The sequence below is a fragment of the Paenibacillus piscarius genome (assembly GCF_022234545.1).
Classification (GTDB): domain Bacteria; phylum Bacillota; class Bacilli; order Paenibacillales; family Paenibacillaceae; genus Paenibacillus_AQ; species Paenibacillus_AQ piscarius.
In genome coordinates, this window is sequence record NZ_JAIEUI010000035.1 from 16,675 (window position 1) to 43,270 (window position 26,596).

Genomic DNA, 26,596 nt, shown 5'->3' on the forward strand with positions numbered 1-26,596 from the left:
GCACAACCTTTTGAACAAGCTGATCACAACGTTTGCCTGCGGAACCGTCCTGTCCATGAGCCTGCTCGGAGCCAGTGACATCTCCGCAGCACCAGGCGGAATGACGACTACGACTCCGGGCGTTATGAGTACTTCCGCACCAGGCATGAATACCACCACAGACGGACGTATGGGGAACATGGGCAATATGGATAACCGCATGATGGACAGTCGGGGCAACACGCTGATGAATGAGACCCGTGATTCGATGCATAAGACCGAAAATATCATGCGCGACAAAGTCCGCACCGGCGACAACAGCTCCGTCTCCCCGTTGTCCAACAACAACAACACGGGCCGCTACCGGGCACAGAGCACCACCACAGCCAACACCACCAACAACCGCTCCAACTGGGGCTGGCTCGGTCTGCTCGGTCTCCTCGGCCTGGCTGGCATGCGCAGCAGAACCGGTGAGCGTGACCGGCATTAGTTGGGGGATTGAGTAGAGACAAGGCCCGCATCAGCTTCGGCTGGGCGGGCTTTTGTTGCCGTCATTAAATATGTGAAAACTGATTGCGTATCCTAAGGATACGTGTTATTATATTCCTTGTTGCGTGAACAACGCACATTTCACGCCGGGGTGGCGGAACAGGCAGACGCACAGGACTTAAAATCCTGCGGTACTTGGTACCGTACGGGTTCGACCCCCGTCCTCGGCATACTAAAGAACAGGAAATCCCTTGATACTAAGGGATTTCTTTTTTTATAACTTGAACCATATTTATAGAGGGTGAGAGTTTTTTTGATTGGGGGACGGATTGGGGACGAATATTTGGATTGAAGGCATCAAGGTGTGACGTTGTTTTGCGACTAGCCTTTTTGTGACATGTTCATACGTGTCTGTGGTAATCTGAGATGAACAAACCCTAAAAGACTGATTTTAAGAGAATATCATATTGATTATATTATTTATTATGAAAGGTTTCATTAATCGTTTATATATTTAATATGAATATTTAGAACTCATAAAAACAGCCATCATTAAAATAGATGACTGTTTTGCTAATTATTTTAAGATTTGATTTTTTGTATGTCTCTTTCATAATCTTTAATTGGTTTATATACACATCTATAGTACTGGCGATTTAGTTGGCTTTTATCAAGTAGTTTTTCCTTATGTATATTAAACACCTCCATAAGAAGTTTCTTTTTTTCTTGGTCAGAAAGAGAATCAGGCCTGTGGAAGTATTCACTCTCCTTGACATTGTATTTAATTTCATAAAAGGCTTTAACAAAACTTTTGATTTCTGAGAGATCTATATTTCCTAAAGCAAAATCTTCAAACATCTTTTTAATAAACCAATCAAGGTGATATAGAAATTTAATATCATCCATTTGTGAGTAGTAGAAGAGCCATCCGTATTTATGTTCTCTTGTTTCGTCTCCATCAACTTTACTACTTATTGAGCCAGTTATTTTATTATTCAACCTAAAAATAAATTGTTTTGGTGATATTTCTTTTGAATATTTATATTCGGTGAAGAGATTAACAAGAGAGTTTTCAAATCTCTTTCTAGCTGATTCTTTAACTTTCATTCCTATTTGTCCATTGCCTAATAACTCTATTGAATATCCGAGATAATCAAAGCCATCTGTTAAATAACCTTTCTTTGTTTTCTCATTGTTCAATTTAAGATTATGAATTGCTTCTAGTTGATATTTAATTTGTCTTTCTATGTTATTTAAACTAGACTGTTGGCAAAAAATTAAAATATCATCTACATACCTTAAGTACATAATGTCTTCCATGGATTTAAATTTTCTGTCCAAGTCATCAATATAAATATGGGCTAATATATTAGAAATCGGTAATCCCTGAGGGACTCCCTCAGTTATAAGCTCATATGTATTAGGAAAATTAGGGGTTGTTATTGCTTTGTGGATAAGTTCTAATATTTCCTTTTTTCTAATTTTTGTTTTTAATTTATCTAATAAAATTCCATGTTTCAGAGTGCCAAAAAAATTGGATATGTCTATTTTGAGAAATGAATCATATTCTTGAAGATTATCTTTGAGATCTTGTAAATATTTTTGTGGTAAATGTTGATGAACGTCAAAAGTTTTAGATAATATAAGATGTAGATTTTTAAGAACAATTTTATCTCTAATTGTTGGAATAGAAATAACTCTAGGTAAGGAATGCTTAGATTTAAGGATAAGTCTTTCTTTATAGGGGGTAAATCTATATTTTCCAGAAATAACTTTGTTTTTTATAATATTAAAATATTCGTTTTTCTGTGATTCGAAGCGATCATAGTTGATCTTATCAATGCCTGCGGCAGTATTGAACTTAATATAAGTTTCAAACGTGTTTGATAAGCCTTTTATAGTGAATAATTTATTATACTCATTACTAGCAGACACAGAGCATCTCTCCTATTTATAGCGCAGATATAAGATCGTTAGAGCTAAAGGTAATAAAATTAAAATGATTTGAAAGGAGATAGTAATACTTTTATGCCTGTAATAATTTAGGTAATTGTCTTTGTTTAGTTTTGCTCCGTGTTTTAATTGGACTCTATTAAAGTCAACCTCACTATGATTGTCGGTCTTTGCCAATATTTCATTATATTTTTTCTCAAGTTTCTGAAATTGAGTGATCACTTCAGGATCGTCATTGTTTTCTCTGAGTATATGTCTTAAGTCAGATTCTAGTTCATTCAGGCTTAAATATGATTCTTTGTATTGTATTGCTTTTTCTCTGTATGCCATTGAAGTTAAAAATAATGTTGTCCCAAAAAGTCCAACCGAGGCAATAACAGTCATTATCGCAATTATATCAGAGTTTTTTTCTATTAAAGATAATATTGAAAAGGCTAAGACAATAAAAGTATAATAATTTACAAGGAACTGGGAGAAAACATTATTCTTATTCATTCTTGATTCCGCTTCCATGCGGCTTTTTTTAGTCATCCATACCCTGTGGTTAATGAAATTCTTAATTTCATCTTGTAAGTCTGAGTTCATTTTATCCCTCTATTACTTAGTTATTGTAGGAGAGTCCCAAGTAAGTTCAGGTCATTATTCCAAAGGAATCAACATTATGCCAATTGATTAGAGTACACATATCATTTTGTGAAATAATATAGTGTCGAATAGAAGACTCTCCTACATCAACAAATTCTCACATTATTCTATATTTGTCAATGTTAAAGAAGATGGAGTTTTAATTAAACGCTTTGTATGCCTCCTCGGGCTATAATAGTAAAGGACGGACTCACTCGAATGCGTCTTTTCTATACATACAGGCTAGAACGACTTACAGGATAGAAACAACGTACAGTATAAAACAGGAAAATGTACAATATGTGTCGGGGGGATAGAAATTGGGGAGTGGGGAGGCCTTTGGGACCCTTCTTTTATTTGGGCATTGTGTATCTTACAAAGTTATTCAAAGGCACAGTAGAACAACAAAATCATCTCTCTATAGGCATTGCTTGATTTAGTTAGGGATTGGAGTGAGGTGTATATTTCGAGCGCTTTATGGGGTTTGTATTGAACGTCATATGTGGGGCGACCAGAGATCAACTCGGCGTACTATCCGTCCGTATGACCTCCGAAACGCGTTCAGACTCATATATATTTATAATGGCGCGAATGCTTTTGCGCAGGAGAAGACGCTAGACCATGGCGATATAGAGGGGACACGGCGTTATTTCGCGCCTGCTAACGAAGATTGGAAGGTGGAGCACGGGAAGTCAAGTCAGCTTAAAAAGCTGACGGCAAGAACAATAAGGAGTATGAAGCGCCAATCTCATGGACTAGTCTCCGTTGGGGTCGGCGTTTATTTGTTTTCCGCTAATGGTTCATTAACGCTGATGCTACCGTTTGGATCGATCAACAGGAAGGTAATTACCTGCTACTCCTCCAGAGGACACTGGTTAGATTATGTGGTACGATATTTACTGGGTAAGGGAGTACACTATCAAATATGTAATTTCATGTTAGGAGCGAATTAATTGGAAATTATCGAATTTTCGCAGCAAAATCTTAAGATTTTCTTTTTTGTATCTTTGGTTATTATTATTTTTCGTGTCTTTATAAAACCAATTTTTAGAAGAGTAAATTTTTTACTGTTTAGTAGAGTCGAAAATTATTTTTTTAGGACTAAAATTTTAAAGAATGCAATTATTAATATTTTGCTCCTTGTAGTGATAGCATTAATTGTTGCTTTTCAACAAAATTATGATCTTATTCAGTTTGGTAATAAGGATAATTATAATTCTTTAGTAATTAGTATTTTAACTTTATACGGAATTCTTTATGCGTTCTTGCAGTTTACTATTGGTTACGCTCTTCAAAATAAAAACGATAAATACTGGGGAAGAAGTATAACCAAAGAGCTTTTTTTTAATCATCTGAGGTCAAAAATATTTAATTCAACACTTTTTAAAGTGCTTTTTTTGTATGTAGTTATTTATCCCAGCTTAAGTCAGGAAATTCATAACTTATTATATGATTTTGATATATTCAATAAGTTTCCAAAAGCACTTTGGGAATCAAGCCTATTAATTATTTATGTTCTGTATGCTTACCTTTTTTTGAGAAGCTTGAATATTATGCGAATACTTTATGATATTCAGGAAAGACGTAGTTCATGGCTAGAGAGGAAAATTAAAAGAACAGTGACTGAAAAATATCAACAGATATTTGAATACTCTATTAGAGAAAGTAATGGTTATTTTTTAGATGAGCTTTTTTTAGAACTAAAATCACTAGACAATGCTGAAAAGAACCAGATGTTAATGCATGTTATAAAAGAAGTTTTCTTCTCATTAAAGTTGGAACAAAGCAGAAGGGGATTATTGTTTAAGATATTTAATCGAAGAAAACGAGAATTAAAATATAGACCATTTAATTTACATAATTTTTTTACCCAACTCTATAAAAAGATTGAAAAAAGTAACATTGAACTAAGTTTGCACGATTTGTTGGTAATTTACAGACTACATGATAATGCGATTTACACCGGTATAGCTATTCTTCATATAGATGAGGAAGAATTATTGGATAAGCTAGTTTGTGTCTATTCAAACACAAAAAGTTGGACAAATGATGAATGTATTTACTTTAAATTACCTTTTATAATTGTGAAGAGTATATCTTCTAGTGATGACATTGATGAGATTCATCAACATGTAACACAAAGAATAGGTTTTAAAAAGATAAAAAAAGCTAGTAAACTCAAGGATGAGGAATTGAAAGAATACGAAAAACAACTTTTTAAAAGCTACGATAATTATTTCTACAATATTTTGGATCAGTATAAGAACTATTTGGATGATATTAAAAATAAACAATACTCCAGCTTTTGGGGTTCACACCGTGTATGTGATAATACAAGCAGTATTGATGAACGAACAAACGATATCATTTATAACTACATTATTCACATGGAATGCACAGAAAAAAATAAAGAGTATTTAGAGTTTTTGGCTGGAAAAATAGGCTTTAAGTATAAGGCATCCATAGTCTTTTATCATTTGTTTTATACTGGACCATCATGGGAATGGAAGAGAGAAGTTATATTATTTCGAAGTGTTATAAGTAAAATATGGATTGAAGAGTCTATCACAGATAAGGAAGTTTTGGATTTCGTTTGCTATAAAATTGACAAAAGTTATATTGGTCATAAAATTAAAGAAGATTTAGTACGATGGGTAAGTCAGCACGTTAATATAAGGGAAATTGATAACAGTGTAATAGAGCAGTGTTTGTCAAGGCCATATATCTCCTATGCAAAGCTTTTAAAATTTATATTTATCTTCTCGGACAACTTCAATTACTCAATAGATTTTAAGGATTTTGATTACAGTAGCATTCAATCTTCGTATAATGGGGAATGGGGAATTAACTTCTTACAAGATATAATTGAAACGCCTAAATTATTGAATGAAAGATTCTTCTCTGATCATTTAATTCAATTCAGTAAAGTGTTTTCGTTTTCATCAGACCATTTTGTTATCGTAAATGATTTTAGAGTGTTTCTATTAAATCCTTTCTTTATACTCTCTGAGACGCAGTTTAATGATTTATTTGATAATCATTACGCAGGTAAAGGTATTGTAGAGTTCTTGGTATTGCATTTTAATGAAAATGAATATAAATATCTTAAAGAAGGAACTAATGCTAAATCATTTTGTATAAGACTAAAGAGGATTATTAATGATAATAATAAGTCTGTTAAAGAATATGTCGAGAGTCTTGTTTGCAAAGCAAATGAGTGTAGAAATTTAGCTGTTTCCGTAATCCAAGAAGCTGAAATTATTAATGAATTGCAGAATCTAATGTACGTCAGGTAAAGAGTTCAACTTGAGCCGAAAGAGTGCTAAAGGTTTGGAAAACTTTTTTTAAGCTGATTCAATATGCCCGGCATTTGCCCCTGTTCTCTTGTACGTTGTTTCCTGCTCAGTTCCAAAAGGATTTTTTGAAGCTATATGTTCTTGTTTTGACCTCACAGAAGTAGCATTACGGATATGAACTGGCGGAGCAGATGTCTCAATAATTTTCCATAACGGAGACCCCATCTACCCTTTATTAAGAAGACTGGCTTCGGAAGAATTATTCCCCGCTTGTTAATCTTAATCGGGAGTCATGCACGAAATGATTCAAGAATGGGTTACACGGCTAAGCAGACGCTCTGAAGCAGAGATAACTGCCAGACTTTAACGATCTATTCTTTTCCAATTATCCAAAAGGCATGCAATCCCGCATGGGCCTATACTCATTTCCCCCCCATCCGGAATCGCAACCTCATGCCCGACGGTTGCGGCCATGCGGGCAATGGATTTCGGGTCGGAATTTCTCACGTTTACGTCGATGCGGGGGGTGTAGGTGGCTTCCAGCCGTTCCGCTTCTTCGTCGGATAGCTTGATGGAGAGGGCTTGGATGGCAGCGTCAATGTGACTGGTTTGGAGGGCTCCGACGATTGGGGCGGCAACGACGGGGTTGCGGTATAGCCAGGCGAGTGAGATTTCGGCGCGGCTGACTCCGCGTTCCTCTGCCACTTGGCCGATGGCCTCGACAATTTTTTGGTCGGCTGCCGCAGTTGCCTGGAAGTATTGGGCAGCACCGGTTTCGGTCTCAGAGCGGGCGGTTTGTGCACCCCAAGGCCGGGCCAGGACCCCACGCGACAGCGGACTGAAGACCATGGTCTGAATCCCTTCGTCGGCACAGAGCGGGAGCATCTCATTCTCTTCCTCGCGGGCGATCAGGTTGTAGTTATGTTGCATGGAGATGAAGCGGGTCCAACCGTTCTGTTTCTGGAGGTGCAGGGCCTTGGCGAACTGCCAAGTTCTCATGGTGGAGGCGCCCAAGTAGCGTACTTTGCCCATTTTGACGAGATCATGGAGGGCTTCCAGTGTCTCTTCCCACGGGGTAAAAGGGTCAGCCCGATGAATCTGGTACAGGTCGATATAATCCGTTCCAAGACGCCGCAAGCTGTGGTCAACTTCGGTCATAATGGCCTTGCGTGAGAGCCCAAATGCATTAGGTCCTGAACGCATGGGAGCCCCCAGCTTGGTGGCAATGACGACGTTCTCCCGTGTAGTGAAATCCTTGAGTGCTCTGCCAAGACTCTCCTCGCTGGTTCCGTGCGAATACAGATTAGCGGTATCGAAGAAGTTGATCCCCGCCTCCAGCGCGTGTCTGATCACAAGCCGGCTGCCTTCCTCGCCGAGCGCCCAACTGGGGTAACCGCTGTGGGGATCGCCAAAACCCATACAACCGATACAGACCGGTGAAACTTCGAGGCCGGAGTGGCCTAGCTTGATATACTGCATACATACCTCCTGAATAAATTTTATTCTTGTTGAACCTTATTGAAGGTATTCATAATATACAGCGATTGCTGAGACCCCCGGTACTCCGATCCGATCAAAAAGTTGCCTAATCCTATCACGGGTTGCTTTTAAAACGCTTCATATCCTCTTTGGGCGGAGCACCAAACATCCTGGAGTACTCCCGGCTGAATTGTGTCGGACTCTCATAACCTACCTGAAAAGCAGCATCCGCTGCGTTCTCTGAACCGGATAATAACAGGCGGCGGGCTTCCTGAAGCCTTAGCTGTTTTTGAAATTGAATCGGACTCATGCCGGTGATTACCTTGAAGTGCCGATGGAACGACGGAACGCTCATCTTCGCGATGTGTGCCAGATCCTCAATGCGGAATGCTTCCTGATAATGATTCAGAATGTGCTCAATGGCATGCTTGATATGAACGCTGGGACTCCCCTCGGTTACCATTTGTCTTAAGGAGTCACCGTGTTCACCGTGCAGTACCTTGTATAGAATTTCTTTGGCAACAAGCGGTGCCAGCACAGGAATATCGTCAGGTGTATCTAGCAGCCGGACCAGCCTCACAACAGCATCTAACAGCGGGACATCCAACTCGCCAACATTCATCCCGCGTCTGGATTTTCCCTTGGCGTTCGCCTGGAGTGCATCATCGCTTACCAGCTCCAGAATATGGCCGGGCGTAAATTCAATCCTGCAGGTTAGGTTGGGCACTTCGGGGGAAGCTTCCAGCACTTCGGCAATGATCGGCAAATCCATAGAGGCTACCAGATAGTGCGGCGGACCATACCTGAAGCGCTCTTTTCCAATGACAATATCCTTAAGACCTTGAACGACGATACAGAGGGAAGGGTTGTTCAGCTTGTAGGGAGGTTCAGTCTCGGTTGAATGGTAAGGAATGGAACAGCGGGAGAAGCTAAGGGACGAAATCAAGGTAGACTGAGGACCATTTATAGGCGTATGCCGATCCGTGAGCTCCGCAAGCTCATTTTGCAAATAATGATGAAGGTCAAACATACGGTACCTCCTGTAAAAGCTCTATCTTTAGGACTGTATTAAGTAATTTTCATCATGATAGCTCAATAGGGGGTATGTTGCAAGGACGCTAAGATCCAATCAGGTGATTTGCAAACTTGTGCTTCTCGCCGTAATAAAGCAATGATTTGTACGGTATAAAACAATGATTTGCAAGGTTCACAATCAATGTGGGACAAAATACAATGTAGTTAAGAGATTAATGTTCCAAGTGAAATAAGCATAGGAGTGATAAGGGATGAAAGAAGTATTACCAATAAACTTAGCTAATCTGATCAAAACATATTCCTACCATGCTAATATTTCAGCAATACTTTTAGATGATAAAATAGAAGAAGAAGCAAATGTGTGGTTTTCAAATGTGAAATTAGATCCTACTTCGGAAGGGAATGTCTGGTTTGAGCGACAAATAAGTGAATTCAGTTCTTCCGAAGAAATAGAAGTGTTAAACAATATAGCTATTTCTAATCGGACAAGTGCAGCGTGCAGCAATGGGGATATTTCATCATTGAATAAAAACGACGATTTCAGGTATATTTATTCGAAGATCACAGGAGATTCGAGTATAGAAATTTCAATCGACCATATTAAAAACTCGGGTGTTTGGTCAAAAGCGGGGCTAATGTTTAGAGAAGATATCAGTTCTGATTCGAAATATGTATTTATTTTTGCAACTCCTTCTGTAAATGGGATATGTTTTCAAGTGAGAGATTCGCAATGTGAAGCACCAAAACTAGAATATATAGATAAATCCAGTTTTCCTATTAGGTTGAAAATTGAACGAGTCAAAGACAGTGTTAATCTGTACTATGGCCGCAGTCCGCATAATTTGAAATTTTTTAAAGAAGTATCTTTTAAGTCAAAGAACAAGCTTTACATGGGATTAGCGATGTGTTCGTCAGAAGAAAACTCATATATGAACTGGTACGCCTCAGATTTCATTCAATTATATTGTTACAAGGATTTTAATATGCATTCGATCCCGATTGATTTCAATGTGGGTCCACATAAAGATGATTTTTACTCTTTTTGTCCGCTTCTTAACGTTCAAAAAATAAATTATTCGTTAATTGAAAAACTAGATATTTGTATTATAGATCTGATAATTAATGCAATAAATGAAGGGCAATATATTGACATTGGGCTAAATGAATTTTACATACCAGAAAGAGATGCATATCGGGAATATCCCCGCATTCACTCCAGCATGATTTATGGGTATGACAGTGAAAACAAGACATTCGATCTCGTGGGGTATACACAAGGTAATATTTTTGGAAATAGCAAGGTGACATTTGAAGAGTTTGAAAAAGCTCTAATAAAAGATAAAGAGCATGATATATTATTAATTAAACCACATGTATATAGATCCTTCAGCTTTAACATAGAATCAGTGAAGAGACAATTAAGTGACTATATTCATGCTGCTGATTCTTTTTCAAGTCTTGTAACCAGCCGTAATTATGATCCGGATATGGTTTATGGAGTAGATGTATACGATTATCTGATACAAAATATTGTCACGAATCAAATTGGCATAAGACCATTGAATCTGATATATGAGCATAAAAAGCTAATGCTAATGAGACTGAATTACATGCGAAAGAGGGGTCTAATCAGTGAAAATATATTTGAGCTGCTCTTTCCGCAATTCAAATCACTTATGGATCTTGCATATACTACAAGACAGCAATATTTAAAGCATATATTGGCCTATAACATAAAGCTAATAAAAATAATTATTTCTAATTTAGTATCAATGAAAGCTAAGGAGTTAGAATGGATCCCTAAATTAATTGATTGCTTAGCAAATGAGGCGCAAATAAGTAATTAACTTACTCTGGTTACCCATGCAAAAACACCTCCAAGATTTTTCCCCTATCTTACGATAAGGATCCATTCTCTTGGGGGTGTTTTGATTTGTCTCACATGACTGTCGGCTTAGCTCAGATGGCCGCTCCAGTAGTCGGTAATTGAATCACCTGATCTGCCAGCGTAATAAACTCCGGATCGTGCGAGACATATACAATCGTACAATCGGAAGCAGAAAGGATGTCTTTAAGCCACTCTTTACCCTGGGCATCCAAATGATTAGACGGCTCATCCATGAAGATCAGCTGAGCCTTTTTCAGTAGTGCCCGGGCTATAGCAATTCGCTGCTTCTCACCGCCTGAACAGCTTTGCGGCTCAGTACCTTGCTCATGGATTTCGAACAAACCTGCCTCTTTGATAATGTGAAGCACCTCATCGGCTGCTGCATCCGGATTTGCCAGTTGAATATTGTCCAATAGTGAGACCGGAAACAGAAAGGGTTCCTGCTCGATATACGCAATCTGGCGATAATAAGAAGAGGGAGAAATTGCAGATAGACTTTCTCCATTCAAAAGAATGCTGCCGGCTGCTGGCGTCAGCATGCCGGAAAGCAGGTGAAGCAGCGTCGTTTTACCGGTACCGTTAGGTCCGACGATCGCCGTCTTTTCTCCTGGCTTAATCGTGATATCAATGTTGTCAAGCAGTGCGACGGATTCACTATAACGGAATTGCAAACCGTGGCATTCAAGTGTCAGCGGGTCGTCTGATAGCACGATTTGTCCTGACTCAGCAGAGTCAGCGGCAATTTCACTGATTTTTGGCATGAACTGCTTGTAAAGGGCATGGCTTTTGATAGCGGAAGCTAATTTCTGATACACATCAGTCAGGCTTGCGGATAATCCCAGAGCACTCATAATGGCTCCAGCCATGATTTCTTGATGTGCTGCAAGCCAGGCTCCAACCAGCAGAAGAAGCAGATTGCCGCAAGAGGATGAGATGAAGCTTACATTGCGGATAGCATACAGGATGCGCATACTCTTTTTTAGCGAGTGGTTCATGTGGTTTGTGAAGGAATCCCGGAAAAGGGCAATCCATTGATCTTTTATTCCATACAATTTAAAATAACCGGCGCCGTTGATGACGTCAAACTCCAGATTCCGCTGTTCCAGCTCAAAATCCCGGACTTGCATTTTGTACACAGCTTCGAGCCGTTTGGTGATACGAATGGCGGCAAGCGGAGTAGCAGCAGCTAAGATGCAAGTCAGAGCCAGCCAGATATGGGTTTCGAAAAGCTTTGTCAAAATAACAGTACCGACAATCAGAGCCACCGGCAGATCCGTCAGAACTCTCACGATAGCCATCCGGTATTCATGAGGGTCCTGCTCCAGCCTGTACTGAATCTCAGCTTCAGTGAATTTTTGTATGTCTGGTATCGATTTATGAATGAACTGATTGATGATATAGCGGTCATGCTGCAGGGCGTTGCGGAACATCAAGATATTTTTAACATATTGCAGTAAAGGGATTAACAGGATACTTGTAAGCAAAGCCAAGACTAGCATTATCAGCGATGTCGAAGGGAATGAACGGGAGCCGTAGAGGATGTCGTTGGTGACAGACCCGATAGTTTGGTAGATAAAAACAGAAAGAGCGCCTATGGATGCCCCCTCCACAACACCCAGTACAATCGTCCAACGCAAAAAGTATACGGTCTGCAGCAATGGTGATCTAGACATAAGTACGATCCCTTTCTTGTCCTTCTGTAGGTTCTCTATTTAACTGGATGGCCAGATTTGAGCTTGCTTGGAACAGATCATCATGGCTGACTATGATTAAAGCACGTTTGTCATCCTGCAAACATTTCATCAGTGCCGCTTTGGAATTGTGATCCAGGGAGTTATCCGGTTCATCCAGAAGAAGGAGTGAAGCCGAGGGTTTCATTAAAGCAGCGGCAAGATAGACTTTTTTGCGTTCTCCTCCCGACAATTCACTGATGGTATGCTTGCTCAATCTGTCATCATTTAAATTGAGGGTGCTGCACAGTTGAAGGGTTCTCTGGAGGATGTCAGGATGAGCTGAATATAAAAGGCTGAATAATTGCATAGGAGTTATGGATAGCTTCAAATCCGCTTGGGGAAGCAGGGAGAGCTCCAGGAAAAGCTCATCCTCTGGAATTGACGCCAGCTCCGTCCCCCGGAAATAGATCTGACCTTCAGCTAGCGGGACATGTCTGGTCAGCAGCCGTAAAAGTGTGGATTTACCTGATCCATTTTTTCCTTGTATCAGCAGATGATCATGCTCCATTAGTTGGAAATGCCATGATTGATTAGCTACAGCTGAGTCTATCTCCGCTTTTGCCTTCATTACTTCGAGTAACAATGGGGGAGAAGACTCCCTTTTTGCAGCAATACGCAAAGAATTGGATGATTCTGTACCGTTGATCTTATGAAATAGACTTAATCTTTCATTTGCAGCGGTATAAACGGCTTTTTGAGAAAAATGTGAGCATAACGTGCTAACGGCTGAATAGAAGCCGGGGCTCAGCATGAGGAGGGCTAGGCCATTAGTCAGCGTAATTACATCTATCCAAATCAGGTATCCGACAATGCCGTATGTGCCAAATTTGACGGCGTGTTCCACACCCTTCGTCAGCACTTCCTCCGAAGCTAATGTTTTTTCAGCCTTACTGCCGACTCCGTTGTACTCATTATGAATTTTCTTGAGCTGCTGCATAAACCAATGGTGGCCGGAGTAGATCTGGAGAATCCGGAAAGCCTTGAAACCGGATATAAGATGATTGGTAAGCTCGGCTTCAATATCTCGTGTGTCCATATACTGGGTATACATATATTTTCTGATTACGATTGGCGGAATAACATGCAGTATGGATATGAAGGCAAGGATCAGAGCAAATAAAGGATTGACTGACAGGAAATAACCCGAATAGATAACAGCAGTGACGGAGGCGCTAATCAAGCCGGGGAGCACTGTAGTTTTATAATCTGCCAGTTCGTTCAGGTCATTCGAGAGATGTTCAATCATCTTGCCTTCGCCCATTCGTTCAATCTGTAGCATATCCAGTGACAAGAAACGGTGAATCATGGACATTTTCAACTGGTTTTTTTTTCGCTCTACCGTGAGTTGTAAAAGTAAATAAAAAAAGTAGTCTATTGTATAATATACGATGACTATCGTAAGGAGCTCCAGACTCCCGGTTTGTAACGCCCTGAAATCGGTTCTAAGCGATGCCTCCAAAATATGGGCCAGCTTGAATGCTGTCAGCAAACCAAACGGAATAGCCAAAAGATTTCTTAACGTCAAACCGCAAACCAGTTTTGCAAACCGAACGTTGAACGTCATCAGGGAACCACACGCTTTCATTTTTGGAATATAATCATTCTATTGCAGGTGGAATGTTGCTGACAATTATTCCTATACGTAGTCGTTACTTCATTCCAATCTATCTTTAAACCCCCTTCAACGTACTCTTCCCAGCTTGTAAGATTTAAATTGTATAAATCTTTATAAATGATACAAGGAGTAAAATTGAAAGTTTCAGAAAGTCCCCAAGTACGATTTCCTGCTCCACATGCTAAACAGGGTGATGAATAAATATTTTGCATTTCTTCTCTGTAATCACTAGCGTTGTAATAAATGTCTCTTTCCCAAGGCAATATTTTTATTTGGTCAGTGTAATGTAATTGAGATTTCTGTATAGTTCTAAAAACTTTATTTAGTTCTGTTTCAGTTAGCATCCAATCATCAACGGATGCTGATTGAGTTAACCTTCCTACAGAAAGCGGCGCTCCAATGTTTAAAACATTTGCCCCTAAACTTATGGCACATTCAATATAACTATCTATTCTTTGAAGAACTTGTTTATTCATAACGACATTCATTTTGAAGGATTTATTCATTTCTTTTAATAACAAACAACTCTTTTGCAGCATAGAAAATCCCTTTGCATTGCCAGTATTTAGTTTGTATTGCTCATCAGATAATCCGTATAAGGTCAAACTTATATTAGAGGTACTAGCTAATGTGCTTTTCTTTAAGGTGTGCAATAGCGTCCCGTTACTGCTCAGCTCTATCTGATAGTAATGCTTAAATTCCTCTATTAATTCTTCCAAATAAGGAGCAACCAAAGGCTCACCGCCTGTAAGATGAATGGCAGGGATTAGACCTTTATATTTATGCAAAAAGGAAAAGATTTTGTCTTTATTCATAGAAGATACATTTCCATCATTGGCTTCTTTATAGCAATGTGAGCAATATAAGTTGCACTTATTGGTTAATTCAATACTTATTTTTTTGGGATAGTAATGTTGAGTTTTTCCAGTAATCTTTAAAATTGAACCGGATTGTGTCAGCGGGGCCGTTGTAGTAAATAGCTTTTGTCCTAATTCGGATTCGATAAAAAATAAAGCGGCCTGTCTGAGTTCATCCCGGTATTCAATATTGGCATCAAGAAGGCTCCATTTTTCAATTTCAATACCACTATTATTTAGCACCATATCCATTACTAAAGATTTAGCAGGGTTTAATATATATTCTTCGTCTTGAAACTCAATAATGCTACATTCGCCAAAATAGTGAATTCCTATAACATTGGGGTTAATATAAATGGTCATGTTCATTGCTCCTATTTTTTAACTTTGTCTCTGATATTAAGGAATTTAAAAAGCTTGTTATATGATTGCGGATTTTTTCTTAAAAGATCATTTAAGGTTACAATGGAATGCATGGCAGTATATTGAACGATTTCGCAAAAGAAAGGATCTGGTTCGGAAATATTGCCTGTAGACAAATAGGAGTTGTGAAAACAATCACCTGAACAGACAAATCTAGCCCAACATTCTTTACAGGAATCCCGTTCATAGATTGACTGATTTTCAAAGTTAGAAAGCTTTGAATGATCCAAACCGTTGTCCAAATCCCCGATACAAAATTCCTCCATGCCAATAAAACTATCACAAGGGTAAATCTTTCTATCCGGGGTAAAGCTCAGTTTTGAACGAGCTGCATGGCAACGATAATCGTAAGGCTTTTTTAATATAATTCTGCGGGTTAATTTACCAAAATGATCATTATCATTCAGAAAAGTTAACCAGGGCTGAAGGTTATCCTGAACTGCTTCTGCCAACACATATTCAAATAGTTGAGCAATATGTTCCTTTAAATTAGTTATTTCTGATTTATTAAAATCTACATTTTTATCATCTGGTTGAGATAATCTGACCAGTTTCATTTGAACAGTTTTAAACCCTAGTTTATAATGATGATCTATTATTTCCTTTAAATTCGAATTATGTTTTGTGATAACTGACAAGCCCCATAATTCCTTGCTCTTATTTGAGAAATCAGAAGATAATATCATCTTGATGTTTTCTATCACATCGTCGTAGGTCTCTTTATCATCATGGTATAACCGCTGATCATTTTGTTCTTTATTACCATCAAGACTTAGTCCAAAGAGTAAATTTTGTGATTCGAAAAAAGCAAGGTCACTCTCATCCAATAGTGTTCCATTTGTGCAAAGCCATATAAATAATTCCCGCTTGTTTAGTTTGAACTGGTGTTTTAGAGTCATAACAGAATTTCTAAATGCCTTTTTATTAATAAGTGGCTCTCCGCCACTAACATAATCCAATCTGAATTCATTACATTCAGGCATCCAATTAAAGCAAATAAAATTTGAAATATCTCGTAAGGTATGATCATCATGCATTCGTATTTGGTTAGTATAGTTATTACCTGATGAGGCAAAGCAATATCTACACTTTAGATTACAGCCATGAACGGGTGCTAATGAGAAGTAAGCTTTATCTGCAGGAGTATTTTCGTGCTGATGGGGGATAGAGGTATTAAAAAAAACATTATTATCAGATAGTGATTGTAGGAGCACTAATTCCTCGTCACCTAATAAGCTAAGGTCATTAGAAGTTAATGCATTATAAATTGAAGAATTAGTTTCACAAAATATCATCTTATAAATATCAAATAAGAAGTACTTATCGTTGTCTTTAAATACGTGGTAGGATTTTGAGTCAATACTAAACATTAGAACCAACTTCCTTATTGATATAATCAATAATGTCTTGGATAACTTTAAATTCAACATTCATATCAATTTCCACATTAAATTTCTCCTCTATCATCACTATTAATTGAACAATTTCCAATGAAGATAAAGCTAGATCATTTACTAAACCCGAATTATTATGTACGTCCTTAGGTTTGCCGCATAGAGTTGTTATCATTTCATAAAGCATGTTCTCAACATCATCTTTCGGGTTATGATTATTCATAAGAGCCTCCTTATAAAAAAGGACGAAAGTTTAGCTTTCGTCCCCTCGTTTTTAGCAACATCCTGTATTAGCTGAGCTTGTTTTTTTTGTTCCGCAGCCACCTAACGGGACAGCTACGCTGCTGTTGAGTTGTGCTACCAAATCTGATAGATTCATTTGTTTCACCTCCTAGCTTGATATATGAGAACATCATAGCTGATAAAAAAGTAAAAAAAAACCTGTCAAATTATACTAAAAATATAGCTTTTAGCATGTTTTTTTATGGCTCATTTTATTGTAGAATACAAAACATGGCCATCGCCCACTAGCTCTAAAAGATGACCGGGAGTAAATTCGATTTTACAACTACCTTGCATTAAACAGTAGTCGATGGTAATCTTTGTATTAGTAACTACTGTTTATTGCACAGTACTAAATAAAGCGTGGTGATTAGGATTGAATGTTCAGTTCAAGAAGGGTGTGCTGGAGCTTTGTGTGCTGGTGTTGACCTCACAGAAGGACCGGTACGGGTATGAGCTGGTGGAGCAGATCTCGCAGAAATTTGCCATTGCGGAGGGCACGATCTATCCATTGTTAAGAAGGCTGGCGGCGGACGGGTTATTCTCGACCTATTTATCCGAATCGGAGGAGGGGCCGCCCCGGAAGTACTATAAGATTACCGATGAGGGAAGGAGAGTCATGCACGACATGATTGAAGAATGGAATGCTTTTGCCATAGGGGTGCAGGAGATTATTAAGGGGGGATCGGATTGAATAAAGAGGCCTATCTGAATGAATTGGCACGGTATCTGAAGCTGCTTCCTCCTGAGGAATGTGCTGAGCTTATGGGGGAGTTCAAGGAGCATTTCGAGTTTGCCCGGTTAAGCGGGCGGTCTGAAGCAGAGGTGATCTCCAAGCTGGGTCATCCCCGGGTGATTGCCCGTGAACTACTGACCCAGTCGCAGATTGAGCGAGCGGACAAATCCCCAACCCTCTTAAGCGTGACGAGAGCGGTTATGGCCACCGTGAGCTTAGGATTGTTCAACTTGGTTATCGTTCTGCTGCCTTTTGTCACCTCATTAACTGTGATTGCCGCAGTATTCGTCTTAGCTATTTGCCTGCTTATTTCTCCGGTTCTGTTAATGCTTCAGTATCAGTCGGTGGCGCTGTCTATCAATAGCATCTTCCTGATGCTGGGCCTGGTCGGCGTGGGACTGCTAGTAGCCCTTGGAACATTGAAGCTCACCCGGCTGTATTACCATCTTGTGATCCGGTACCTGAAGTATAATCTGACAGTTATTAAGAAGGATGTGGTTTCTTTTGAAAAATAGATCCCGGAACGTAACCAGACTTGCCCTGCTCCTGATTGCTGCCGGAGTCATTGGCAATGTAGTGCTGTATCTGTTAGGCAATTCACCCTTCAATGTGCATGAGCTATCGGTTGAACAGTCTGTCCGGATGGACCAGACCACCAGTGTTCTTCTTCATAACGATATTGGAACGATTGATGTGGTTCCCATTCAGGGAGATGAGATCAAGACCACCTTAGGCGGGAAGACGACCAAGGCATTAATGAAGGATTACAAGCTGGACATCACTCAGGATCAGGGGCAGATAAGGATAAAGGTTGTTCAGGACAACCGGTACCGCTTTTTTGACATCTATACGGAGCTTAAGCTCACGGTTGGGATTCCTGAGACCCGGCTAGACCAGCTTGAGGTGGTAACGGACTCTGGAACAATAGATGTCGGCCCCGTCCTGGCGAAGGAATACCGGGTGGTAAGCGACTCGGGGGCGATCCAGCTGGATATCGCAGAGGGGATCATCCATGCGGAGACCGATACGGGTAAAATCACCGCCTCGCTGGAGCGCATTAGTCAGGATATCCATGCCGTCTCGGATAGTGGAGATATTACCATTCGGACAGCAGAAGCACCTGAGGCACTCCGTACCGAATTCTCTGCCGATTCTGGAACGGTTCAGGTCACGCTGCCGGATTATCAGGATGGTTCTATCGGTGAGGGCGGGCCACTTGTCGAGCTGATCTCGGACACCGGCGATCTTAAGATCGAACAGCAATCAAGCGCAGATTAGGAAGAGGAATACGATTGATTCTAGGAGGCGGCCTTATATGATAACACAGATTCCCGGCAAGGAAGTCTTAATCCAGACTGTTGATCTATGCAAAGTGTACTCCTCAGGCAATGAGCAATTTCCCGCCGCCAAAAGCATTAATCTCGAAGTATACCAAGGTGACTTTACAGTGATTATGGGCAGCTCGGGCTCGGGGAAATCTACGCTGCTCTATCTCCTCAGCGGTCTGGACGGGATCACCTCCGGTGAAGTGATGTTCAAGGGACAGCGGATCGATACATACACAGAGAAGGAGCTTACGGATTTCCGGTCCACCAAAATCGGCTATGTGTATCAATCGATCAATCTCGTTCCCGATTTCACCTTGCTGGAGAATGTGGCTTTCCCGGGGTACGTGGCTGGCCGCAGCGCAAGCGAGGTGAACGGGCAGGCATTAAGCCTGCTGCACCAGATGGGGATCGGAGCTCAAGCCGGACGCCTGCCATCCCAGGTATCTGGAGGACAGCAGCAGAGAGCGGCGATCGCCAGAGCGCTCATTAATTCGCCGGAGGTGATCTTTGCGGATGAGCCTACAGGGGCATTAAGCCAGGAGCAGGGCGCTGTGATTCTGGATCTGTTGACGGAGATGAATCAGAATCATCAATCGATCGTTATGGTAACGCATGATATCCAGGCTGCGTGCAGAGCGGACCGGCTCATCCTGGTCAAAGACGGCACCATCGATGGAATTCTGGAAATGGGAAAATTTTCACCGGATCAGCTGAAAGCGAGAGAAAACCAAATTTTCATGTTCATGTCAGGGGAGGGGAGGTAGCGGATGTATGCGGTATGGAAGCTATGCTGGACGAACCTGAAGCATAAAAAAGTGCAAAACAGCTTCATTGCAATTATCATCATGCTGGCAGCTCTGCTCCTCTCAACCGCCGTGTCCGTTCTGAACAACACCAACCGGATGTATGAGAGTGTTCATGACCAGTCCCGTGGCGCGCATCAAATATTGCAGCTGGAGAATGGCATCCATGATCCGGTTCAGGTACATACATGGTGGAAGGAGCAGTCAGGGGTAACGGTCTCCGATCTGATGCGCTACCGCTATCTGTCCAGCATGTCGCATGCTGGAGAAGAGATCCCGAATGTGGACTTGTTCATGATGGATACGCCCGAAGGGCCTTTTCCCGTGGACCGGCTGCAGTTCGTGGAAGGAGCAGAGCAGAGCTCACCGGAAGCAGGAACTGTCTGGATTCCCACCTCGCTGGCGTATCCCAATGATATTCATGTGGGCGATTCGGTTGAATTCAAAACGGATGAAGGGGGCATCCAGCTAAAGGTTGCGGGCATCGTTGTGGATATCTCTTACTGTTCGCCTTTTGCGACGAGCGGGAGAATCTGGCTGAATCCTGAGGATTATAACAAGCATATGGCCCTGCTGCCTGGCGGCGATAAGTATATGACCGGACTAAGGTTCGAGGATTACAGCCAACATAGGGCCTACTGGGATAGATTCGAGCAGTCTCTCGGAACCCCTTATCTGGAGTCTGTCAAAGACTTCGAGAGCTTGTCTTCCTATTATATGATAGCGAATCAGGTGATCAGCTTCGTGATGATTTTTCTGGCTGTCGTCATGGTCTGTGTGGCCTTGTACACCTTGGGATTCACAATTGCCGATGCCATCCTCTCTAACTACCGGACAATCGGGATCATCAAATCTGTCGGATTATCTTCCCGCAAAGTCATTATGGCCTATGTTGCCCAATATACCTTCCTGGCACTCATATCGGTTATTCCGGGGATCATAGTTAGCAATCTTCTCTCCGGTACCATTGTTGCCAGTTCCATGGCTTATCTCAATACAGGAACATCCGGGATGAGCGATTTATTCTCAGGTACAGGCCTGTGGACTGGTGCGGCTGTTGTTGCGGTTATTCTGCTCTCGGCCCTGCTATTTGCGAATAAGGCGCGTCATGTGGAGCCGGCCCAAGCCGTTCGTTATGGCATGTCCGAGAAGGAGTACTCCCGCCAATCCGGGGGTAAGGGAACATGGAAAAGAAAGCTCCTGCAGCTGGGCGCTCTTCCCACCTCGATGATTATCGGGCTAAGAAGCGTCACCAAGAATATCCGGGGCTCGCTGCTAATTGTGCTGATCTCGGCGTTGTCCACCGCTGTGCTTGTCTTCGGATTCCTGTTCGTATACAGCATTGCTTCCATCCATGGCACCATTGCCAAGTGGGGGTATGATTCGGCGGATCTGTCCATAAGAATCGATAATCCGGCCCAAATGACTTTTGCACAGCTGCAAGAAGAAGTCCTCTCTGACCCAAGGGTGATGAATTACTCGCGGTACGGGGATGCCAATGCGGTGGTGCCGGTTCCTAAGAAGGATGGGGCTGCTGTGAAACAGGATACGATGGGGATCTTGCTGACGGTGGCGGACGGGAACTATGATGAGATAGGCTATGAGAATGTGGACGGCCGTAACCCGGTGTCTGCCAATGAAATCTCGGTGGGTGTGAATGTCGCCAGAACGCTGGGCATCCAAGCAGGGGATACTATGGACATATATATTGAAGGGACTAAGCATACGCTGACCGTCACCGGAATCTACCAGGCGATCGCGAACATGTCCAACACGGGGCGCATTACCGCTGACGTTATCAGAACGAGTAATCCGGATTATGGGAGTACGATGAACACCACTTTCATGAATCTGAATGAGGGCACTTCAACCGATTCATTCGTGAAGGAGTTGCAAGAGCGGTACGGCAGTGTACTCGGGATCGCCAGTCAGGCATCGCTGGTGGATGAGGTATTCTCCCAGGCGGTCAAAATCATCGTGCTGCCAGTGTCCGTTATGGCGCTGTTGTTCATCGTCATTACGTTCGTGATCATCTACAGCATCTGCCGGATTAACATGAAGAAAGAGAGCCGCACCTACGGCATCTACAAATCCATCGGCATGACCTCCCGCCAGATCCGTCTATCGGAAACCACCGGAATCCTGGTCGTATCAGGGATCGGTGCCCTGGTAGGAATTCCTCTAGGTTTATTAGGTCTGCCTCCGCTGCTTAACGTGATCCTGTCGGATTACGGGATTGTTAAAGTTCCGCTGATTATGAACGGGGGAGGGATCACTGCGATGATTCCCCTGAGTGTCATTGCCGCAGGATTGGGTTGCTGGGCAGCATCCAAGTCTATACAGAGTGCGTCACCCAGGGTATTGGTGGTGGATTGATGGGGGTTAGGGAGCGACGACCTCTACTTTAATTCGATCGGGGTCTTCAAAAAATAGAGCATAATAATGGTCCCCGCCTGCAAAAGGATGCCTATCCTCGTAAAGAATATGCATACCCTTATCTCGCACCATTGTAGTCAGTTCATCTACTTGCTCTCTTGAATTTGCATGGAATGCCAGATGATTCAATCCAATCTGAGAGCGATGGTAAGAGACATCCACGTATTTTTCTTTGGTTTGAACGAGGACCAGGTAGGCGTTCCCTGATTTCCAACTGTTCCCTTCTTCCCATTGCTGATATTGCGTGTAACCAAGCTCTGACAGAAACCATCCCCAGAACTCCGCCGAACGTCTAAGGTTGGAAACGTTAATTTCGATATGATGTATCAATGAAATGAACCTCCTTGTTAGTTATCTAATTTATTTTAACATGAGGATGGGAAAACAAGAAAAGCCCGTCGACCTTAACGGGGCGGCGGGCTATTGGTTAAAGTCTTACGACACTGGCCTCGTCATTCGGCAGAGAATGATTTAAGCCTTGGCAGAAGTCCTTCATACCAAATGCAAAAGTATCTTGAAAAGTTACAGCTGACAACTCACCATGAGTATCTATAAAGTTAAATATCATATAGTGATTAGTTTTCTTTTTATTTCCTATTCCGGACATTCCACCGACAATTGTTCCTAACCCAGGTACAAGTAATGTTCCAATCATTGCACGTCCCACAACGCTTTTGCTTTTATCGATCAATTCTTGCATACTTTTAACTTCAGCGGCTCTGAATTGCGTCAGATATATTTCAAATCTTTGTCTGCTTGAATCAATAAGCACACGATCAGAAAATCTAAAAATTTTGCACTCGACACTTCCAATGCCAAGTCCCTCCACATGTGATGCGAATACCCCCTGTAACGCTCCCATGCTTTTGGTTTGTTCTTTTAGCTCATTTCCTTGTTTAATTCCTTTTTTTGCTGCAAAAACAATACCGATAATGAGCACTACAATAAATCCCCAAATAAATAACATCATTATGAATAGCCCCTTATTCTGATAATAATCAGAAAAAAATAGTCTTTTGCGAAAAATATTTATAATCCTTCATTTCATCATATTCCCACGGAAAAAGCCTGTTAATTGACAATGCAGTTTGTTCCCAGTCATCCTTAGCACATTCCGAAATTCTAACTTGAATACAATCTTTAATGGCTTTTAAGTTAAATTCAGGAACTACCACAAAACCTCGACAAATTATAAATGGTTTGGTACTAAGAAAATCCGCAATTCCTTGAGCCGTCCCAACTGTAGCATAGAATTGATCAGCACCATAGACGTCTGCAGGACCAATGTCTAAAACTAAGGATACGCAAAAATCTCCGTTCACATCTCCTTCAGCAAAAACATGAACATCCTTTAGTTCTGGTGTCACTGCCATCATAAACACCTCTCAATCACAAACTGAACTTGGCTCTGTATAGACGGTAGGGTAGATATCCATTAATTCGCTCTCCATCTTGCAGGCCTTAGCTATCATATCGTCTAACTCGCTTGCTGCAAAATCCTCATCAATGATAGATTCCATTAGGTTGGTGTATTCCTCTGCTAAATCCTTATCCTCGTTTATTTGCTTAACTGTATCTTCGTAGTCAGACAACGACTTCTCTAACCGATCTCCAATATGGAGCAGGTCTTGACGATCACGTTCCTTTTTCGCATCATACAGAATTTTTCCGCCAATGCTGCCACCAATCAATAAGACCAGCACAAGTAGTACCCACCATTTTTTACTATTCATAGCTCCCCTAAATATATGTAATTAACCAAAATCATTCTATCAGAATGTGGTAATATTTACTATAGGATTAAATAAACATTAGTATATAGTGTGGGCAACAAGTAAAAGGAGAGTGTAATGTCAAAAAAACATAAAATTCATGTTATCGATACTTTTCATTTTAGTATTCATTATCTTTATTCGTAGTATGAAAAGTACTGCTGCTATTGTTCAAATTGCAGAGATAGATAAACAAAACATTACTGTAACCATGAAATGGGGAGAAATGACAAATATAAAAGTCCCCTCTAAATTTGACACTAGCGAATTGAATAAAACATCTCATTATTTAGTAGTTTTTAAATCTAATATTCTTCAGGGAAATAGATTGGAGAAAATAGAGGAATCGAAGTGAAAATTCGTAGGTAAAAAAATAACATAGCATAGATAAAGGGATGATAAAATGTACACTTTTACAGCAATACTCCATCAATGATAGATTCCATTAGATTGGTGTATTCCTATGCAATATGGAGCAGGTCTTAACGATCAGGTTCCTTTTTCGCATCATACATAATGTTTCCGTTAATGCTGCTACCAACTAATAAGACCACCACAAGTAGTCCCCCCATTTTTACTATTCATAGTTCCCTCTAAATATTGTGATTTTTAAGTGATATTCTTTCAAAATAAGGTAAAATTCACCTATTGATTATGTGAACTTAGAGAATATTAGTTTAGATACTTATGTTAAGATGAGGAATTAAGTCTTAACTGAAGTTTAAAACAGAAATATTGAATAAATTTTTATAATTGGATAATTAAAGAAAAATAGGCCCGTGGGCCCATTGTTTTAAGCCCTTCTTTTTATAATAATTGGTATCATAAACCATTAGGAGGAAAGAAATGAAAAATTATGTATTGAAAAGTGTATTTGTTCTATCATTTATTTTTGCAATATTAGGGTTTATGCGAGTTGGAGTGACTGAGGCAAGTGCAAGTATGTTTGATATTCAAGATAGTATAATAACAGACCAGACAAACCAGGCAACTGTAATAACTGAAACTTATGGTGAAGAAGGGTTAGTTCAACCATTTGCAGAAATCGGTCCTACTTATCCTGGTACCAACGTACAAATGAGAATTGGAGATATTCTTTATTCCACAAAAACATTGGGTTCCAGTTCGCAAATAGTTGGACATACAGGAATTGTAAATTCGGATTTTAAAGTTGTTCATGTTACATATCCTGTTAATGGAGGAACGATAGATAACATGACAGGCTATATGAATAGACATGGTGCTGGTGAAACTATAAGAGTCTATCGTCCTACAAATGGTATGGGTGTGAGTGCTGCTAAATGGGCAACTTGGAATTTTATATATGTTAAGGAGTATTTCATTAACCCTTTTTCAAAACTTGGAACTCTTTCACCGAACTATTGCTCTAAGTTTGTATGGCAAGCATTTTATTATGGTGAGGGAATAGATTTGACTAACGTTAATAATACCCCAGATCTTGTAGGATTTGTTACTCCTTCTATGGTAATAAATTCACCCTTTGTAATTTACATGACTTCATTTAAAGCAGTTTAATTGATTACGGATTAGAGTATTTATACTGACGAGACTCCCCCTGTTTAAGAGCAGGGGGTTATAATGTTTTTAATTTGTTTTTGTGAAATATATAGTAATAATGTTATAATAAGTTTAATTTCATTTGCTTTAATAAATTCAAATAGGAGGTGCTTTGAAAATTAGAAAATTAATCATTTATTCGACATTAATCATTGTAATTCTAATTATCGGGGGATATTCAGCACTTCAGTTTAAATATAATTCACTTGAAAAAAGCCTTAAAAGCTATTTAATTAACGTGCAAGGATACTCTGAAGAAGATATAGTGAGTATTAAGGCGAAGTTTGGATCTATGCCTAAATTTCCTGTATATGTGATATTTTCTGATGATCCTGACACCGAATACATTTTCACAGACAGAGATGCATCTGATTGGAAACAATTAGACCCCAAACAACCACAGCGACTAAAAGTAGATAATCAATAAACATGAGAAGTTATTGTGGAGATCTAACTCCAAATTTGATAGATTGTGACTATCAACTCATCTGGGAGAAGGCGCTGGAGAGTAAACTGTATGTATAAAGGTGGAGGGAATGACTTGGAGTAAAAAAGGGATAGGGATTTTTCTGTTAGGGTTTGGAATTGGAGCTTATATCATCCGGGAGTCTTTGCATTATATAGCTGCTATTTCGCTTTCTTTTAAGACTACCGGGATTTCCAATACTATGATGGAGAACAACCTTTCCTTGATTCCGCCACCATTTTCAATAGTATTTCTACTTTCGCTAGAGTCTGGTCTGAATTTGAGGGGAAATGAACATTCATCAAATTAAGAGTCACTGAAAAGTGGCTCTTTTTGCGGTAGGCGTGCCCAGAGGCACGCATTATCTAGTTGGTGCAAGTCCAACCAAAGGAGGGACCAAGCCACCTTTGTAGCTAGGATGCTTGCACAT

At 40.4% G+C, this 26,596-nt stretch carries 23 protein-coding genes and 1 tRNA gene; 11 read left to right on the plus strand and 13 right to left on the minus strand.

What is annotated here, in order from left to right:
• Window positions 1–10 precede the first annotated feature (10 nt).
• Window positions 11–469, plus strand: a complete 459-nt coding sequence (locus tag K1558_RS31410) for a WGxxGxxG family protein (protein ID WP_238655904.1) — start codon at window positions 11–13, stop codon at window positions 467–469.
• 144 nt (window positions 470–613) lie between these two features.
• A tRNA-Leu gene (locus K1558_RS31415) sits at window positions 614–698 on the plus strand.
• Between the two features lie 352 nt (window positions 699–1,050).
• Here the strand turns inward: K1558_RS31415 and K1558_RS31420 are convergent.
• Window positions 1,051–2,403, minus strand: coding sequence for a reverse transcriptase domain-containing protein (locus K1558_RS31420; protein WP_238655905.1), 1,353 nt, complete (start codon window positions 2,401–2,403; stop codon window positions 1,051–1,053).
• Between the two features lie 12 nt (window positions 2,404–2,415).
• Complete coding sequence (locus tag K1558_RS31425) at window positions 2,416–3,006, minus strand: SLATT domain-containing protein (protein ID WP_238655906.1); 591 nt, start codon at window positions 3,004–3,006, stop codon at window positions 2,416–2,418.
• 992 nt (window positions 3,007–3,998) lie between these two features.
• Here K1558_RS31425 and K1558_RS31430 point away from each other — a divergent pair.
• Window positions 3,999–6,341, plus strand: a complete 2,343-nt coding sequence (locus K1558_RS31430) for a hypothetical protein (RefSeq protein WP_238655907.1) — start codon at window positions 3,999–4,001, stop codon at window positions 6,339–6,341.
• A 363-nt stretch (window positions 6,342–6,704) separates the two neighbouring features.
• On the opposite strand, the gene K1558_RS31435 is transcribed toward K1558_RS31430, so the two are convergent.
• Together K1558_RS31435 and K1558_RS31440 are read right to left on the minus strand one after the other, a co-directional pair.
• Window positions 6,705–7,820 carry an aldo/keto reductase gene (locus tag K1558_RS31435; RefSeq protein WP_238655908.1) on the minus strand — a complete coding sequence of 372 codons (1,116 nt, stop codon included), beginning with the start codon at window positions 7,818–7,820 and terminating at the stop codon, window positions 6,705–6,707.
• 115 nt (window positions 7,821–7,935) lie between these two features.
• The gene (locus K1558_RS31440; RefSeq protein ID WP_238655909.1) at window positions 7,936–8,850 is read right to left on the minus strand and encodes an AraC family transcriptional regulator; all 915 of its coding nucleotides are present in this window, start codon (window positions 8,848–8,850) and stop codon (window positions 7,936–7,938) included.
• 256 nt (window positions 8,851–9,106) lie between these two features.
• On the opposite strand from K1558_RS31440, the gene K1558_RS31445 reads away from it, so the two are divergent.
• The gene (locus K1558_RS31445; RefSeq protein WP_238655910.1) at window positions 9,107–10,702 is read left to right on the plus strand and encodes a hypothetical protein; all 1,596 of its coding nucleotides are present in this window, start codon (window positions 9,107–9,109) and stop codon (window positions 10,700–10,702) included.
• Between the two features lie 112 nt (window positions 10,703–10,814).
• On the opposite strand, the gene K1558_RS31450 is transcribed toward K1558_RS31445, so the two are convergent.
• The 5 genes from K1558_RS31450 to K1558_RS31470 are packed head-to-tail and all read right to left on the minus strand — an operon-like array spanning window position 10,815 to window position 16,988.
• Window positions 10,815–12,416, minus strand: coding sequence for an ATP-binding cassette domain-containing protein (locus tag K1558_RS31450; protein WP_238655911.1), 1,602 nt, complete (start codon window positions 12,414–12,416; stop codon window positions 10,815–10,817).
• Window positions 12,409–14,040 carry an ATP-binding cassette domain-containing protein gene (locus tag K1558_RS31455; protein WP_238655912.1) on the minus strand — a complete coding sequence of 544 codons (1,632 nt, stop codon included), beginning with the start codon at window positions 14,038–14,040 and terminating at the stop codon, window positions 12,409–12,411. The genes K1558_RS31450 and K1558_RS31455 overlap by 8 nt, the downstream gene beginning before the upstream one ends.
• A 17-nt stretch (window positions 14,041–14,057) precedes the next feature.
• A complete protein-coding gene (locus K1558_RS31460; protein ID WP_238655913.1) occupies window positions 14,058–15,311 on the minus strand; it encodes a radical SAM protein in 1,254 nt (417 codons plus the stop codon).
• A gap of 11 nt (window positions 15,312–15,322) precedes the next feature.
• Window positions 15,323–16,741 (minus strand): radical SAM/SPASM domain-containing protein, encoded by a 1,419-nt coding sequence (locus K1558_RS31465; protein WP_238655914.1) that lies wholly within the window; start codon window positions 16,739–16,741, stop codon window positions 15,323–15,325.
• Entirely contained in the window at window positions 16,734–16,988 is a 255-nt protein-coding gene (locus K1558_RS31470; protein ID WP_238655915.1) for an acyl carrier protein, read from the minus strand. Before K1558_RS31470 ends, K1558_RS31465 begins: the two co-directional genes overlap by 8 nt.
• A 435-nt stretch (window positions 16,989–17,423) precedes the next feature.
• Here K1558_RS31470 and K1558_RS31475 point away from each other — a divergent pair, with 435 nt between their 5' ends.
• Genes K1558_RS31475 through K1558_RS31495 form a run of 5 tightly spaced genes read left to right on the plus strand, consistent with a single transcriptional unit; the run spans window position 17,424 to window position 22,290 of the window.
• The gene (locus K1558_RS31475) at window positions 17,424–17,741 is read left to right on the plus strand and encodes a PadR family transcriptional regulator (RefSeq protein ID WP_036724153.1); all 318 of its coding nucleotides are present in this window, start codon (window positions 17,424–17,426) and stop codon (window positions 17,739–17,741) included.
• Complete coding sequence (locus tag K1558_RS31480; RefSeq protein WP_238655916.1) at window positions 17,738–18,298, plus strand: HAAS signaling domain-containing protein; 561 nt, start codon at window positions 17,738–17,740, stop codon at window positions 18,296–18,298. Before K1558_RS31475 ends, K1558_RS31480 begins: the two co-directional genes overlap by 4 nt.
• Window positions 18,288–19,061 (plus strand): DUF4097 family beta strand repeat-containing protein, encoded by a 774-nt coding sequence (locus tag K1558_RS31485; protein ID WP_238655917.1) that lies wholly within the window; start codon window positions 18,288–18,290, stop codon window positions 19,059–19,061. Before K1558_RS31480 ends, K1558_RS31485 begins: the two co-directional genes overlap by 11 nt.
• 37 nt (window positions 19,062–19,098) lie before the next feature.
• Window positions 19,099–19,875 (plus strand): ABC transporter ATP-binding protein, encoded by a 777-nt coding sequence (locus K1558_RS31490; RefSeq protein ID WP_238655918.1) that lies wholly within the window; start codon window positions 19,099–19,101, stop codon window positions 19,873–19,875.
• Between the two features lie 3 nt (window positions 19,876–19,878).
• Window positions 19,879–22,290, plus strand: coding sequence for an FtsX-like permease family protein (locus K1558_RS31495; protein WP_238655919.1), 2,412 nt, complete (start codon window positions 19,879–19,881; stop codon window positions 22,288–22,290).
• A 6-nt stretch (window positions 22,291–22,296) separates the two neighbouring features.
• Here K1558_RS31495 and K1558_RS31500 read toward each other — a convergent pair whose 3' ends face one another.
• From K1558_RS31500 to K1558_RS31515, 4 genes are all read right to left on the minus strand, one after another.
• Window positions 22,297–22,680 carry a VOC family protein gene (locus K1558_RS31500; RefSeq protein ID WP_238655920.1) on the minus strand — a complete coding sequence of 128 codons (384 nt, stop codon included), beginning with the start codon at window positions 22,678–22,680 and terminating at the stop codon, window positions 22,297–22,299.
• A gap of 97 nt (window positions 22,681–22,777) precedes the next feature.
• The gene (locus K1558_RS31505) at window positions 22,778–23,320 is read right to left on the minus strand and encodes a hypothetical protein (RefSeq protein ID WP_238655921.1); all 543 of its coding nucleotides are present in this window, start codon (window positions 23,318–23,320) and stop codon (window positions 22,778–22,780) included.
• Between the two features lie 28 nt (window positions 23,321–23,348).
• Window positions 23,349–23,726 carry an Imm8 family immunity protein gene (locus K1558_RS31510; RefSeq protein ID WP_238655922.1) on the minus strand — a complete coding sequence of 126 codons (378 nt, stop codon included), beginning with the start codon at window positions 23,724–23,726 and terminating at the stop codon, window positions 23,349–23,351.
• Between the two features lie 9 nt (window positions 23,727–23,735).
• Window positions 23,736–24,083 (minus strand): hypothetical protein, encoded by a 348-nt coding sequence (locus tag K1558_RS31515; RefSeq protein ID WP_238655923.1) that lies wholly within the window; start codon window positions 24,081–24,083, stop codon window positions 23,736–23,738.
• Between the two features lie 885 nt (window positions 24,084–24,968).
• Here K1558_RS31515 and K1558_RS31520 point away from each other — a divergent pair.
• Both K1558_RS31520 and K1558_RS31525 read left to right on the plus strand, forming a co-directional pair.
• The gene (locus tag K1558_RS31520) at window positions 24,969–25,658 is read left to right on the plus strand and encodes a peptidoglycan amidohydrolase family protein (RefSeq protein WP_238655924.1); all 690 of its coding nucleotides are present in this window, start codon (window positions 24,969–24,971) and stop codon (window positions 25,656–25,658) included.
• Window positions 25,659–25,812: 154 nt separating this feature from the next.
• On the plus strand, window positions 25,813–26,127 hold the full coding sequence (locus K1558_RS31525) for a DUF3139 domain-containing protein (protein ID WP_238655925.1): 315 nt from the start codon (window positions 25,813–25,815) through the stop codon (window positions 26,125–26,127).
• The last annotated feature ends 469 nt before the right edge of the window (window positions 26,128–26,596 follow it).